We start from the raw sequence: 14,307 nt of genomic DNA on the forward strand, positions 1-14,307 counted from the left end.
ACCATGCCCCGTGACTATTTGAAAAAGGCGACATTGACGGCGCAATCTCATGCGTCCGAAGTGCACGACACGGTCAAGACAATCCTGGCCGATATCGAGGCGGGTGGTGATGCCAAGGCGCTGGAATACGCCGCCAAGTTCGACAAGTTCGACGGCAATGTGCTGATGACGCAGGCCGAGATTGATGCGGCCATCGCGTTGGTGCCCGAAAAGCTGAAGGCTGATATCCGCTTTGCTCATGACAATGTGCGCCGCTTTGCAGAGGCTCAGAAAGCGACCGTATCAGATGTCGAGGTCGAGATCGTGCCGGGCGTCATCGCCGGGCAAAAAGCGATCCCGGTGGACGCGGCGGGGTGTTATGTGCCGGGCGGGCGGTATAGCCATATCGCCAGCGCGATCATGACCGTGACCACGGCCAAAGTGGCGGGTTGTCGTCATATCACAGCCTGTTCGCCGCCGCGCCCCGGTGAAGGAGTGGCGCCAGCCATTGTCTATGCCGCGCATATCTGTGGGGCAGACAGCATTCTGGCCATGGGCGGTGTGCAAGGCGTGGCGGCGATGACCTATGGCCTGTTCGGCCTGCCGCGCGCGAATATCCTTGTGGGCCCGGGCAATCAGTTCGTAGCCGAGGCCAAGCGCATCCTCTATGGCAAGGTCGGCATCGACATGATCGCCGGTCCCACAGACAGTCTGATCCTTGCCGACATCAGCGCTGACGCGCATGTGGTCGCGACCGATTTGGTCAGTCAGGCCGAGCACGGATACAATTCACCCGTCTGGCTGGTGACGGATGATCGACCATTGGCCGAGAAAGTGATGCAACTGGTTCCTTCACTGATCGAAGACCTTCCGGAACTGAACCGCGAAAACGCCTCGGCCGCGTGGCGCGACTATGCCGAGGTGATCCTGTGCGCCGATCGCGAAGAAATGGCCGCCTGTTCTGACTCCTATGCGCCTGAACACCTGACTGTGCAGGCCGAGGATTTGGATTGGTGGCTGGACCGGCTGACCTGCTATGGGTCTCTGTTTCTGGGCGAAGAGACGACAGTGTCTTATGGCGACAAGGCTACTGGCACCAATCACGTCCTGCCGACGTCCGGCGCGGCCAGTTATACTGGGGGGTTGAGTGTCCACAAATACATGAAGATCGTCACGTGGCAACGCGCAACGCGCGAGGGATCGAAGCCCATCGCCATTGCGACCGCTCGCATTTCCCGGCTGGAAGGGATGGAGGGCCACGCCCGCGCGGCTGATGTGCGGTTGGCGAAGTATTTCCCCGATGAGCAATTCGACCTGTCCGCAGATGGATGACCCGCGCGCGTTGTTTGACCTGACCGGGCGGGTGGCTTGCGTCACCGGGGCAAGCTCGGGCCTGGGCCGACGGGCGGCGCAGGCTCTGGCCGCCGCTGGGGCACGGGTAGTGGGCGTCGCGCGCCGGGCAGAGGCGTTGGCAGGACTGAAAGCCGAACTTGGCGACAAGGGCGCGACAGTGACAGCTGATGTGGCCGACCGTGCGGGGCTTGGAAGGCTGGTTGAACAGATCAGCTTAGCATTCGGTGCGCCTGACATTGTCATCCATGCTGCCGGGATCAACACCCGCGAGGTGGCGGATGAAGTCACGCCTGATGGTTGGGACGCGACGCTGGCGCTGAACCTGAGCGCGCCTTTTTTCCTAAGCCAGGCATTGGTGCCCGCAATGAAGGCGAAAGGTTGGGGGCGCATTGTCAACTTTGCTTCACTGCAGACCACGCGGGCCTTTCCAGGGGGGATTGCGTATGGGGCGTCAAAGGCCGGGATCGGGCAGCTGACCCGTGCCATGGCAGAGGCATGGTCGCCACATGGCATCACCGCCAATGCCATCGGACCGGGGTTCTTTCCGACCGAGCTGACTCAGGCCGTGTTCGACGACCCTGACCGCGCCGCGCGCAACGCCGCGCAGACCTGTATCGGACGTAATGGGTGGGTGGAGGATATCGACGGGCCGATCTTGTTCTTGTGCTCAGAAGCATCCAGCTACGTCACCGGGCAGGTGCTGATGGTCGATGGGGGGTTTACTGCGAAATGAAAGCTCTGGTTTATGAGGGGGTTGAACACCTGGAATTCCGGGATGTTCCGGACGCAGTTCCCGGACCAGAGGAACAGCTGATCCGTGTCGAAGCCGTGGGTATTTGCGGATCGGACATGCATGCCTATCTGGGACATGATGCCAGACGTCCTGCGCCATTGATCCTGGGGCATGAAGCGGCAGGCGTGATTGTTGGTGGGCCACGCGAGGGGGCACGGGTGACGGTCAACCCTCTGGTCACGTGCGGCACGTGCGCGGTGTGCGAAGCGGGGCGGGAAAACCTGTGTCAAAACCGCCAGATCATTTCAATGCCGCCACGAGAGGGCGCATTTGCCCAATTTATCTCAATGCCCGAACGCAATTTGGTTGATGTGCCAGATGATATTCTTTTGTCGCGCGCGGCTTTGGCCGAGCCGTTGGCGGTTAGTTGGCATGCCGTACGGCTGGGGTTGGAAGCCTTGCACCCAGCGATGGAGCGTCGCGCTCTTGTTGTGGGCGGGGGGGCGATCGGACTGGCCGCAGCTTTGGCCCTGCAGGCGATGGGCGTGCAGGATGTCGTCATAGTTGAACCGAACGCGCTGCGACGGGCATATTTGTTGAATTTGCGGGCATTCGACGTAGTCTCTGAAACATCAGAAACCTTCCCTCTGGTGATCGATGCAGTGGGGTTTGCGGCGACGCGCGCTACTGCGTCGGCGTTGACGCAACCTGGTGGGGTCATGGTTCATGTCGGACTTGGCGAGGGTGCCGGAGGTTTGGACATTCGCCGCATGACCTTGCAGGAGATCACATTTATCGGCACCTATACCTATACGGCTGAGGATTTTCGCCAAACGGCTGCAGCTATTTTCGATGGACGGCTGGGTGCTTTGGACTGGGTTGAGGAGCGGCCGATGTCAGAGGGGGGCCGGGCGTTTCGGGATCTGCGTCGGGGAATGGTCGCCGCGCCGAAAATCATCCTCGCACCGGAGCACTGACCGCGCCAGAAAGAGAGGTAATATGTATCGCAAAATTCTTGTACCCATGGCTTTGGACCACGGCATATCGCCACATACGCTGGAAGTCGCGCGGGCCTTGTCAGCGGAAGGCGCCGAGATAGTCGCGCTACACGTCTATGAAATGCCGCAGGGATCGGTCAGCGCATATCTCGACAAAGATATGGTCGCCGAAGGGTTTCGCTCCGCCCGTAATTTGTTGCGTGACAAGGTTTCGGGGCTGGACGGGGTCAAGCCCGAGATCATCAAAGGGCATACGGCCCGAACCATCATCGATTTCGCCAAGGATAACGACGTTGATTGCATCGTCATCGGGTCGCACAAGCCGGGCCTAAGTGACTATTTTTTGGGATCGACCGCGTCTCGGGTCGTTCGTCATGCTGGCTGCGCGGTCCACGTGCACCGCAGGCCATAACACTTCGAACTGCGCCTTGTGCGCCAAAACAGGACTGACTGACAGGATATGAATATAGACAAGAAGATCACGGACGATCTGGTGGCCAACGATATCTCGTTCGTCACTACCGTTCCTTGCAAACAGCTGGCCGGCGTTATTGCCGAGATCGACGAACGCGAGGGTATTTATCACATCCCTTCGAACAAAGAGGACGAAGGAATGGGCCTGTGCGCGGGTGCCTGGATGGGTGGCAAACGCCCCGCGATTATCATGCAGAACACGGCGATCGGTGTGACGATCAATACGCTGGCCACGCTGATCCAGTATTACAGAATGCCATTGCCCATGCTGATTTCGTACCGGGGTGAGCTGCGCGAACCGATCGCCTGTCAAGTCGAAATGGCCGTTCACACAAAGGCACTGCTGGCGCAGCTGAATATCCCGACCTATCACTTTCATCACAAGTCTGACGTAGAAGAGCTGGACGCGATCCTGAAATACACGTTCATGTGCAACAAGCCGGTCGCCATCCTGACCGACGCCAATTTTTGGGGAGGCTATGGCGACCAATGATCCGTTCTGAAATCCTGAAAGAAATCGCCCCGATTCTGCGTGATCAGCTGGTTGTCTGCAATATTGGCATCCCCAGTCAGGAACTGCATGCCATCGATGACCAGCCCTCTAATTTCTACATGTTGGGGACGATGGGGTTGGCGTCGTCCATAGGTCTTGGCCTTGCACTGTCACAACCCAAACCGGTCATCGTGATTGACGGGGATGGGTCGGTTCTGACCAATCTGGGTACGCTGCCAACAATCGCAAACAACGTGGCCGACAACTATATTCTGCTGATCGTTGATAACGGATCATATGGTTCTACCGGCGACCAGCCTACTTACGCGGGACAGAAAACCTCTCTTGCGAAAATGGCAGAAGCGGCCGGTTGCGACAGGGTGATCGAGTGTCAGGCCGAAGACACCGGTCGGGTTGTGCAAGAGGCGTTGGAGGCGCGAAAGATGACCATCATCGTTGCCAAATGCCAAAGCGGAAACGCAAAAATGCCGCCGATTACCATGGATCCAGTCGTCATCCGGGACCGTTTCATGAAGGCAGTGCAAGCCTGACTTTGCGGTTTTGATATGTGACCTTGCACGCGCGCCGCCCCGGCCAATGGGGCGGCGCTTTTGCGTCGGTTGTGGCGAAAATTTCGCGACGTTTTGTGATCACGGTCAGTTGACATTAAGTATTAATACTGTAAACATGATGCAAAACATGGGGTATGTCCTCCTGGCAGGAACGGGTTGGACAAGCGACATCCGGCGATGGGGAAACAGTACCGGATGTGGTTTGCAAAACCTCGGAAAGGTGAAAGATGGTAACGGCTTACACAATCTCTGGCGTCAATCCTCGCGATGTCATGACGGCCTTTGCCCAATACGGTTTCCGCAAAACTTCGATGGAAGATATCGCCCGGGCGGTCGGGTTGTCGCGGCAGTCGATTTACAAGAAGTTCGGTTCGAAAGACGCGTGCTATTCGTGGTCATTAGTCACGTATATGCAGGCATTGTACCAAAACGTCTTTGGAATTCTGGATGAGGCAAATGGCGACCCTATCGACGTTCTGGCCACGGTTTTAACCTCGGTGGTCGGAGACTCGGTCGAGCTGGCGAAAACACGACATGGGGCAGAGCTTTTGGAAGATGCCCTGAAACTGTCGGCAGACCAGCCGGAAAACTGGCCCAAGGTCTACGTCGAAAACCTTGCCCGGTTCATGTCAGAAAATGGTTTGGCGACGACGCCAGACCGGGCGCTCGATTTGGCGCATTTGCTGGTCACATCGACCCGAGGAGCCTTGGTTGTTTCGACTTCTCGTGACGAGTTTTCAGACGACATCCACCGCATTCTGCGGACTGTGTTCTTGGACACGTAAGCAGCGCGCCGAGGCTCAGCTGCTGTTCGGAAATCGCCAATTGTGCAGCGCGTACGCTATGGCTGCATAACCAACAGCAAGCGCAAGCTGCAGCTTCACGATTGGTATGATCATTGAAAGCGACGCTCCCATTTGGTCGACGCGGATGATGGCGGACATAGCCGAAGTTGAGGGCACTGCCATCGCCAGCCAGCGAATTGGATCTGGCACACTTTCGATCGGCCATGAGACGCCGGTTATGAAGAACAGCGGCAATCCCTGCACGACAAGAAAGAAGATCATTCCTTCCCGGGTAGGGATCACCTGAACAAGCGCAAAACCCATTGCGGTCACGGCCATTAGAAACGGCACCGCAATGGCAAACAGCGTTATCGGGTGGCCGACCTGCGGCAGCCCATAAATCACTGGCAGCAGCAACTGTGTCACCGCGACCCAGAATGTATACAGAAGAATGTAGGCGGTGGGTGTTGCCACCCTCGCTATGCCCGGTCTAGCCGGTTTGCCTGCGTGCATTATTCCTATTCCGATCAGCAGCGTTTGCTGGATTATCAGTATAAACGCGGCTGGAACTGCGAAACTGGCATATCCTCCGTTCGGGTTGAACTGAGGAACCGAAGTAATCACCACCGGCGAAACAAGAGCTGCAGCCGTGCCTGCGTCAACGCCCAGAGCGGTCAGACGGCTTACACGGATTTCGGCCCCAAGACTGTTCGCAGCAGATGACACAGCCGAGGAAATCGCTCCATAAAGAAGGAAATAACTGCCGTCTCCGAAGGCTGCGATTGGGGATTGGCGCCCGTGCAAAAGATCTTGTTCGAAATCAGGCGGTATGATCAGGACACCATAGACCTTTCGCGCGTTGAACATCTCTTGCGCGGCTGGCAGTCCGTCGGTGTGCGCGACCACTGCGACCTGATCCGAATTGTCGACACGTCGGCGCAGTTCTCGACTGGCGGTTGATCCGTCCTGGTCAATTACGACGATAGGGACATCCCGAACCACTTCGCCTGTATAGGGTTGGGGGTAGAGAAACGCATAGATCAGGATCGAAACGACCATCGTCATGCGCGCACCCTTGTCGGCAAACAGCCTGAAGATCGAGTCTAAAACAGCGTCGAGAAAGCGTCTCATTATGCAATGCTCGCCTGTTTAGCTGGCACTTGCGCCGAGCGGGCCACCAAAAACATTAGAACTGAACCGTAAAGCAGTATCTGCCCCAGCAACCATCCAAAGGCAGGCAGAGATACTTCAATCGGCGCGCCGCGCAGTACCTGATCCGTGCGGAGTTGCAGATAGGCGGTCAGCGGCAGCAATCCACCCCAAATCCATGCAAAAGTGTTCATTGTAATGCGCGGAAAACTGATGCCGGCAAAGCCGAAGGCTGGGCCGGTCAGCACGCCGGTCAAGCCTAGCGCGCCCACGGTTTCTCCGGCGATCATCGCGAGCATCCCGCCCAGACACAGGCAAGCTAAAACAAAGCTGGCCGAGTAAGCTCCATGCAGCCAAATGTTTCCGTTGAACGGAGCATCAAATGCCCCAAAAATGATCACGTCCGCAAAAATAAGGGTCAGCAAATAGGCTAACCCGTAAGGGGCCAGTTTTCCCGCGATACCCGTGATCGACGAGCCGCCAATCCGGGTCAGCCTTGCCATGCCATTGGGGTGCTGGACGTCGCTGCCGATGGTCAGTGCAGCGCTGGCTGTTATGAAGATTTGCAATACAGTGGGCATAAGGGCGGCAAGCAGGAACTGGACATAGTCCAGAGCCGGATTGAACAGAGGACTGCGCTGAACCGGGATCGGTACGACCGCTTCAACTGCGGCCTCGGGGACAGCCCCGTTTGCGACCAGAGCCTGGGTTGCAACACCTGCCGAAAAGGTCCCCATTGCCTGCCTGCTAGCCCTTGAAACGATGCCTCCGACGGTCAGGAATTGGTTGTTATAGAAGGTAACAAGCTCGGGCCGGTTGCCTTGCAGCAAGTCGCGCCCCATTGACTGGGGTATGAAAATAACGGCGTACACCGCGCCCGAGACGAGAGCGTCCTGCGCCTCGCCCAGAGACGTCGCGCGGACAGTGACCGCTAGGTCCGCAGTGGCGTCGATCATGCGAACAGCCTGGCGCGACAGGGTTGTCCCATCCTGATCGACAACGGCTACGGGCAGGTTCGAAGGAAGCCCGGGCGCGAAGACCGCAGAAAGCAACAGCATCAGGATCAAAGGAAATGGCCCCAGCATAAATGCTAGGCGAGGTTGATGGGCAATCCGGCGCAGCTCTCGACGAAAGGTGCGCCGAAAACCGGCTGGTAGCGGACGCGACATGGCCTAGCGTGCCGCCCAATCCACCAAAGCGCTCATACCCGGCCGCAGGGCCGCATCGCGCGTGACCGGCTCAGCCCTGATCGAGAATGTGCGCAGGTCGAAATCACCCGTGGCTTTCGTGGCGCGCCAATTGGCATAGCTGCCTTCGGCATTGATGGCAGTAACGCGAGCAGGGATCACCAGATCACCCAGGGCCGGTACGCGCACATTCAATTTCTGCCCAATTTCCAGCCCGTTCAGCAGGTCTTCGCGCAGGTTGAACGTGAACCAGGCGTTATCAATATCCACTATGGATAACAAAATAGCCCCGGCCGAGAAAAGCTCGCCAGGTTCTGTAAGCCGGGCGGTGACCTGACCGCTGATAGGTGCTGCAATTTGCAGCTCTTCAAGATCAGTTTGCGTGCGCAGCAAGGCGGCCTTGGCTTCTTGGACCTGAGCCTGAGCGACGGCTTTTTGTTCTATGCTGTTGCCATTTTCAGCGAGTTCTAGATTGGCCTGCGCCGCGTCGACCCCACGTTGCGCGGCCGCCAAAGTGTTCGAGGCCTCGTCAAGCCTTTGCAGCGAAGCAAACGAAGTTTCGCTGAGTTTTTCGATCCGGTCATAAGTCTTTTGCGCCAAGTCCTGATCGGCTTTGGCGCGCGCAAGCTCGGCCCGGCGCGCGTCGATGACTTCGGGTCGGGTTGCGAAAACCAGATCACGATTGGCAATCGCAAAGTCGACAGCGGCTTGTGCCGTCTTCAGACCCGCTTGCAATTGCGGGCTGCCCAAGGACACGACCACATCGCCTATCTGTACGGTATCCCCGAAATCGACATTCACTGCGGCGACACGGCCGCCTATTTTTGCGGCCAGGTCAATGCAGGTCGCCTCGACTTCGCCTTGAACCACCAGCGGTTTTGGCACTGTTGCGATCCAGGCCAGGGCGCCACCCGCGACCATTGCACTTGCAATGATCGCAGCGAACAACTTGGGTTTTGACATGGCTCGCTCCGTTTCAGTAGATAGCCAGAGTTGCGCTTCGGCTCGTGCACTTAGGTGTCTTTGGTTTCTGGAGGACGGATGCCGTGGAAAAGGGCGTAGTAGACCGGAACCATCAGCATAGTTACGACTGTTCCCACGGTCAGACCGGCAGCGATTGTGGTCGCCATGGCCACCCAGAAGATGTCCTGCAGCAGTGGCAATACACCAAGGATTGTCGTGGCTGCCCCAAGGAATACGGGATTCAGACGCGAGACTGTTGCCTCGACCAGCGCATCATAAGGCTTCATACCTTCTTCCAGATTGACGCTGACCTGATCCAGCAACACGACCGCGTTCTTGATCATCAGGCCGACAAGGCTCATCGCGCCCAACAGGGCCATAAACGAGAAGGGTTGATTGAATAGCAGCAGGCCACCAGTGATCCCAATCATCGCAAAGGGAACGACCGTAAAGACAACCAGCGCCGGACGGAAAGCGTTGAACAGCGCAACCACCAGGAAGACCATGATCACCAGCGCTGGGCCGGACCCGGGTTTCAGCGAATCCTGGGCATCTGCTGTGCTGAAGGTCTCACCTCTCCATTCGATCCGATATCCGGGGGGCAGCTCGATTGCCTCGATGTCAGCGCGGACCTCATCAACCAAAGAGGGTAGGGTAACGCCTTTCGAGCTGGCCTGAACCGTAACCGCGCGCTGGCGTTGCCAACGGACGATAGTCGGATCCTCCAATTCGATCTCAACCCCTTGCGTTACAGAAGACAATGGCAGCGACTTAGTCGAGAAGGCCGGCTGGATCTGGATTTGCTCAAAGTCACGCCCGACGGTCTGCCGTTCGTCTTCGGTCCGACGTAAGATGATGGGCAGCAGATCCTCATTCTCACGATAGAGACCAACCGGCAGCCCGTCGTAGGCAAAGCGCGCGGCGCTGGCTATGTCGTTGCGGGACGTACCCGTCCAGATGCCGGTTGTCTGATCATACTCCGGAACCAGTTTGGCGACGCGGTTTCGCATATCGCTTCGAATGTCCTTGGCATGGGGGGAAGCGCGTAAGACATCCATCGTCTGTTCCGCCAGGTTGCGCAGTACTTGCGGGTCAGCATTGACCGGGCCGCTAAAGCGAACCTCGAACGGCCATGTATTGCCAGGCCCAGCCGTGTATTTGCGCACCCGCGTCATCGCCTCGGGGATTGCGCCTTCGATCCATGCGTCCAGTTCTGCGACAAGGTCGTTCACGACCTCAAGGCTTTCAGTATTGACCACAAGCTGCGCGTAGCTGGCATAAGGAAGCTCGGGGTCGACCGGCAGATAGAACCGGGGACCGCCTGCGCCCATGAAGGTCGATACGCCTTTCACACGCGGATCGCCATTCAGTTTATCCTCGACTCTACGTGCCAATTCCGAGGTCTGGTCGATCGTACTGCCTTCCTCGGCCCAGACATCGACCATGAATTGCTGCCGTGTGGCGTCGGTAAAAAACAGGCGGTCGACATAGCTGAAGCCGTAGATCGCGCCGCCCAGCAAGGCCAGAAACACCATCGCGGTGATGCCACGATGACGCAGGCAACGCCCCAATACAGCACGGAACCCCGAGGTAAAGGCGCTTTCGGTATGCGTCGTCTCGACCTTGGGGGTGGGCAACATGTCAATGCACATCAGCGGCGTAATCGTCATGGCAATGATCCAGCTGATCAGCAGCGAAACGGCCACAACAACAAACAAAGATCCCGCGTATTCCCCGGCGGCTGCCGACGAGGCGTAGATAGGAAAAAAGGCCATCACTGCCACTATCGTGGCCCCCAGCAAAGCCATGCTGGGCTGGCCCGCGGCTTCGATCGCGGCTTCGATCTTGCCCATGCCCTTTTTCATGCGTGCGGCCATTCCATCGGCTACGACAATGGCGTTGTCCACCATCATCCCCAGCGCGATCACTAACGCACCCAAAGAGACCCGCTGCAGGTCGATCTTGAGAACGACCATTACCATGAACGTGGCCAAAATGGTCAGAAGCAGTGCACTGCCTATGATCAGGCCCATGCGCCATCCCATGAATACAGCAACGACTATCAAGACGACCAATACGGCCTCGAGAAGGTTGACCATGAACGAGTTGATCGACTCGGTCACCAGATCGCTTTGCCAGGCAACTCGGTGCAATTCGATGCCGACGGGGAGGCGGGACGAGATTTCTTCGAGCGCCGCATCGAGGTTACGCCCGGTATCCACGATATTTCCTCCGGATACGTTTGCAATCGACAAGCCGATTGCAGGCTGTCCGTCATAGCGCATCTGGGTCAGGGCAGGTTCCAGATATCCTTGCCGGATGTCCACGATATCTTGAAGTCGGATCACATCGGAGTCGCGTGACACAGGTAGTTGGACAGGTATGTCGGCCCCCTCTGCCACATCCAAAACCCGGTCTGTCAGGCCGGGGCGTAGTTGCAGGTTGCCGATATCCTCAGGTGATTGAAATTCCCCTGTCGGCGCGATCCGCAGCCTGCGATCTCCGATTGTGAGCGCGCCGGAGTCGACCACCTGGTTCTGCAAGTTCAGGGTTAACAGAAAGTCCTGCGCAGACACGCCAAGATCCAGCAGTCGCTGCTCGGAGGCATCCAGATAGATCACCTTGGGCTGCAGGCCCCAGGTCTCGACACGGGATACGCCTTGGACCAGACTCAGTTCCTTGCGGATGGCTTTTACGTGTTCCTCAAGCTCTGCATAGGTGAACCCATCTCCGGTCACGGCCAGAACGAACCCGTAGACAAAACTAAAGTCGTCGATAACGTTCGGTGCACCAGCGCCGGGCGGTAAGCTGCCTTGCAAATCGCCTACTTTGTTACGCACTTTGTCCCAGACCTGGGGTAGGCGGTTTGCCCAATATTCTTGCTGAATTTCGACTTTTACGATGGACAGACCTGCATGAGAATACGAGGTTAGGAAACGCAGTTCCGGCAGTTCTTGAATGGCAGTTTCAATCTTGTCAGTAACTTCCAGTTCGACCTCGGTCGGGCTGGCGCCGGGATATTGGGTTACGACCAGCGCCGTTTTAACCGTAAACTCAGGGTCTTCCAGCTGACCCAGTCGAAAATAGCTGAGCGTCCCGATCACGAGGATCAGCGCCAGCGCAAAATAGGTGACCGTGCGGTTCTTGACCGCGACCGAAGCGAGCGACATCAACTTATTCTCCGCCTGTGGTCAGAGTGACTTTCTGACCGTCCTTCAGAGTGTTCGCGCCGGCAGTCGCGATCCGCATACCAGCCTCAAGGCCGCTGACCAAAAATCCCCGGTCGTTGAATGCGTTAACGGTTACGGGTGTGGCGGATACGGTCAGGTCTTCGGGGTCGATGACCCAGACAAATGTTTCGTCCGGCGATTTCTGGTTGGGTGAAAACACGGCGCTTGAAGGGACGTGAATGCCCTGATCGCTCCAGCTATCCGGCAGATGTACCTTGGCTGTGGCGCGACCGGCCATTCCGGGTTGAATAACGTCACCCTCTGGCTGTTCCATGATGATCGTCACCGGATAAGTCCGGGTCGCTGAAGACGCTTCGTTCCCGACATGTGCGACTTGAGCAGGTATCTTCAGTCCAGGCAGGCTTGAGAATTCAACTTCGATACCTTCGACAAAGGGCTCGAGGTTGATGAAGTTCTCAGGGACTGCAACCTCCATTTCGATGCGCGAGGTGTCGAGCACCCGAACAATGGGTTGGCCAGCGATGGTGTTTTGGAATTGTTCCACATAAGTTGCGGATATCGCGCCGTCAAAAGGGGCGACCAGTGTCGTATAGCCAAGATTCAGCCGTGCTTCATCCAATTGGCCTTGGGTGGCTTCGATATTGGCTTCGGTCGCCCTGACGAGAGCGATCTGATCGTCAACGCGTGCTTGGGCAATATGATTGTTTTTCACCAGCTGCTCGCGCCGCTCCAACTCGATCTTCGCATTGGTCAGATTGGCTTTCAGCGCGTTGCGCTGCCCTTCCAATGCGCGCACACGCGCTGCGTAAGGGTCTGAGTCCAAAGTGGCCAAAACATCACCAGCCTCGACCTGCGATCCCACATCGACGGGACGTGCAAGAACCTTTCCGGGAACTTCGAAAGCGATGTTGACCTCGCGTACAGCTTTGGCCCGACCCGGATAGCTAGCTAACCGAACCGCATCCACATCCGCAACGACCGTTGACAGAACTGGTCTGACTTGGATCTGCGTTGTCTGTTCTTCTTTGCATCCTGCGACAACGATCATCGCTGTCAGGGCGAACACGGTAACTGGGAACTTTGCTGTCAGCATCTTTGATGGCCTTTTCGAACTGAAGCCCAATGGAAATCACACGAGGCGAAATTTACAACTTTAGTATATTTTGTCAACTTTAAGTTTGCTGTCTTTGAAAATGTGACCCAACGGCACACATTTGGCGTTTCCCTGCCAGTATTGATGATAGTTGAGTGAAATTTCGTTAAACTCTTCTTGAAGCGGGGATGTCTTTGCCTCAGGTGAAGCCGCTGACCGCGGATCAGCTCTCCAAGCGTGACAAGTCACAAGGCTTACCATCGGCATTGAAAACTGAAGTGACGTAAGGTAAAGCGCGTATTACACTAGGGTTTTTTGCGAGCATGTCACACCGGGGAAATGAAATGCGATCCAAATACACAGACCAACTCGGTTGTTTCGGCGACGGTTTGGTCGGCGCATGCCATCGCATCTCGGGGGTTCGCACAATCCGTGCGAAACTGCGAATGAGCCTCCGGTCAGTAAATCTGTACTGTGTGAACAGAAGCGGTGACGATTGCAGAAGCTTCCGATTTACTTTGGAGGCTATTTAATAATGCAGCGACCCCAGATCATGACGGGACTTGCCGGGCTGTTGGTCCTGATCATAGGCGTCTGGGCAATCCTGGCCTCGCGGGATGTCCGGGACAAAACGGTGACGTTGACCTTTCAGGCGCAAATGGGTGGTGAGCCTTTGGTCTACGACCAGTTCATCTACGACAACCCCGGCGGGGAAGGGGTGTTTGAAATTCACGACTTCAAGTTCTTCATCAGTAACCTGAGCCTGTCGCAGGGCGGCGAAACGTATGTCGTGCCTGACAGTTACCATTTGTTGCGTTTCGACAACGACTCGTTGTCGCACTCGATCACGTTGACAGATGTGCCACTGCGCGACGTTGAGTATCTGCGTTTTCTGGTGGGATTGGATGCGCAAGCCAATACGTCGCCGGAAATGCGGGATAAGCTTGACCCCGAAGGCCAGATGGCTTGGAGTCGAGAAGACGGCTACAAGTTTGTAGTTTTCGAAGGTGCGCTTCGGATTGGCGAAACTGTGTCGCTATTGACCTATCATGTAGGCTTTTCGGAAAATACGAGAGAGATTTCTGTGTCTTTGCCTGCGCAGCACGACACAGGCGGCAAGACTGAAATTGCACTGACCGTAGATCTGTCCAAAATGTTTGCCGGGTCGTACGAAGTCGACATGGGGGAATTGCCTTCGGTCGATTTCGATCGCGATGGCGCAAGGATGTTGGCGGACAACTACGCGTCAATGGTCTCGTTCGGGTTTTGACGGACGTCCCGGCCGAAATTCGGTTCGCATTCGCCCACAAAGTCAAATTTCCGCCCTTTTTTCGTCA

Annotated in this window: 13 protein-coding genes; 8 read left to right on the plus strand and 5 right to left on the minus strand. The window is 56.8% G+C overall.

Going from position 1 to position 14,307, the window contains the following annotated elements; all coding sequences use genetic code 11:
- The first annotated feature begins 3 nt into the window (after positions 1 to 3).
- The 7 genes from hisD to GOW48_RS15190 all read left to right on the plus strand — a co-directional run bounded on the left by hisD (position 4) and on the right by GOW48_RS15190 (position 5,387).
- Positions 4 to 1,311 (plus strand): histidinol dehydrogenase, encoded by a 1,308-nt coding sequence (gene hisD, locus GOW48_RS15160; protein WP_170755071.1) that lies wholly within the window; start codon positions 4 to 6, stop codon positions 1,309 to 1,311.
- Positions 1,304 to 2,065, plus strand: a complete 762-nt coding sequence (locus tag GOW48_RS15165; protein WP_170755110.1) for an SDR family NAD(P)-dependent oxidoreductase — start codon at positions 1,304 to 1,306, stop codon at positions 2,063 to 2,065. Before hisD ends, GOW48_RS15165 begins: the two co-directional genes overlap by 8 nt.
- Positions 2,062 to 3,042, plus strand: a complete 981-nt coding sequence (locus GOW48_RS15170) for an alcohol dehydrogenase catalytic domain-containing protein (protein ID WP_170755073.1) — start codon at positions 2,062 to 2,064, stop codon at positions 3,040 to 3,042. Before GOW48_RS15165 ends, GOW48_RS15170 begins: the two co-directional genes overlap by 4 nt.
- Before the next feature lie 22 nt (positions 3,043 to 3,064).
- Complete coding sequence (locus tag GOW48_RS15175; RefSeq protein WP_170356154.1) at positions 3,065 to 3,475, plus strand: universal stress protein; 411 nt, start codon at positions 3,065 to 3,067, stop codon at positions 3,473 to 3,475.
- Positions 3,476 to 3,523: 48 nt separating this feature from the next.
- Complete coding sequence (gene comD / locus GOW48_RS15180; protein ID WP_170356155.1) at positions 3,524 to 4,030, plus strand: sulfopyruvate decarboxylase subunit alpha; 507 nt, start codon at positions 3,524 to 3,526, stop codon at positions 4,028 to 4,030.
- Positions 4,027 to 4,581, plus strand: coding sequence for a sulfopyruvate decarboxylase subunit beta (comE, locus tag GOW48_RS15185; protein WP_170356156.1), 555 nt, complete (start codon positions 4,027 to 4,029; stop codon positions 4,579 to 4,581). Before comD ends, comE begins: the two co-directional genes overlap by 4 nt.
- A gap of 248 nt (positions 4,582 to 4,829) precedes the next feature.
- Entirely contained in the window at positions 4,830 to 5,387 is a 558-nt protein-coding gene (locus tag GOW48_RS15190; RefSeq protein ID WP_170755075.1) for a TetR/AcrR family transcriptional regulator, read from the plus strand.
- Positions 5,388 to 5,402: 15 nt separating this feature from the next.
- Here the strand turns inward: GOW48_RS15190 and GOW48_RS15195 are convergent, their stop codons facing one another.
- Genes GOW48_RS15195 through GOW48_RS15215 form a run of 5 tightly spaced genes read right to left on the minus strand, consistent with a single transcriptional unit; the run spans position 5,403 to position 12,970 of the window.
- Positions 5,403 to 6,518 (minus strand): ABC transporter permease, encoded by a 1,116-nt coding sequence (locus GOW48_RS15195; RefSeq protein WP_170755077.1) that lies wholly within the window; start codon positions 6,516 to 6,518, stop codon positions 5,403 to 5,405.
- Positions 6,518 to 7,705: an ABC transporter permease gene (locus tag GOW48_RS15200; protein ID WP_170756530.1), complete on the minus strand. Its 1,188-nt coding sequence runs from the start codon at positions 7,703 to 7,705 to the stop codon at positions 6,518 to 6,520. Before GOW48_RS15200 ends, GOW48_RS15195 begins: the two co-directional genes overlap by 1 nt.
- 3 nt (positions 7,706 to 7,708) lie before the next feature.
- Positions 7,709 to 8,686, minus strand: a complete 978-nt coding sequence (locus tag GOW48_RS15205) for an HlyD family secretion protein (protein WP_170755081.1) — start codon at positions 8,684 to 8,686, stop codon at positions 7,709 to 7,711.
- A 50-nt stretch (positions 8,687 to 8,736) separates the two neighbouring features.
- Complete coding sequence (locus GOW48_RS15210; protein ID WP_170755083.1) at positions 8,737 to 11,856, minus strand: efflux RND transporter permease subunit; 3,120 nt, start codon at positions 11,854 to 11,856, stop codon at positions 8,737 to 8,739.
- 4 nt (positions 11,857 to 11,860) lie between these two features.
- The gene (locus tag GOW48_RS15215; protein ID WP_170755084.1) at positions 11,861 to 12,970 is read right to left on the minus strand and encodes an efflux RND transporter periplasmic adaptor subunit; all 1,110 of its coding nucleotides are present in this window, start codon (positions 12,968 to 12,970) and stop codon (positions 11,861 to 11,863) included.
- A 535-nt stretch (positions 12,971 to 13,505) separates the two neighbouring features.
- Between GOW48_RS15215 and GOW48_RS15220 the strand changes: the two genes are divergently transcribed.
- Positions 13,506 to 14,240, plus strand: coding sequence for an MbnP family protein (locus GOW48_RS15220; RefSeq protein WP_170756532.1), 735 nt, complete (start codon positions 13,506 to 13,508; stop codon positions 14,238 to 14,240).
- Positions 14,241 to 14,307 lie beyond the last annotated feature (67 nt).

This window comes from Ruegeria lacuscaerulensis (assembly GCF_013033355.1).
Classification (GTDB): domain Bacteria; phylum Pseudomonadota; class Alphaproteobacteria; order Rhodobacterales; family Rhodobacteraceae; genus Ruegeria; species Ruegeria lacuscaerulensis_A.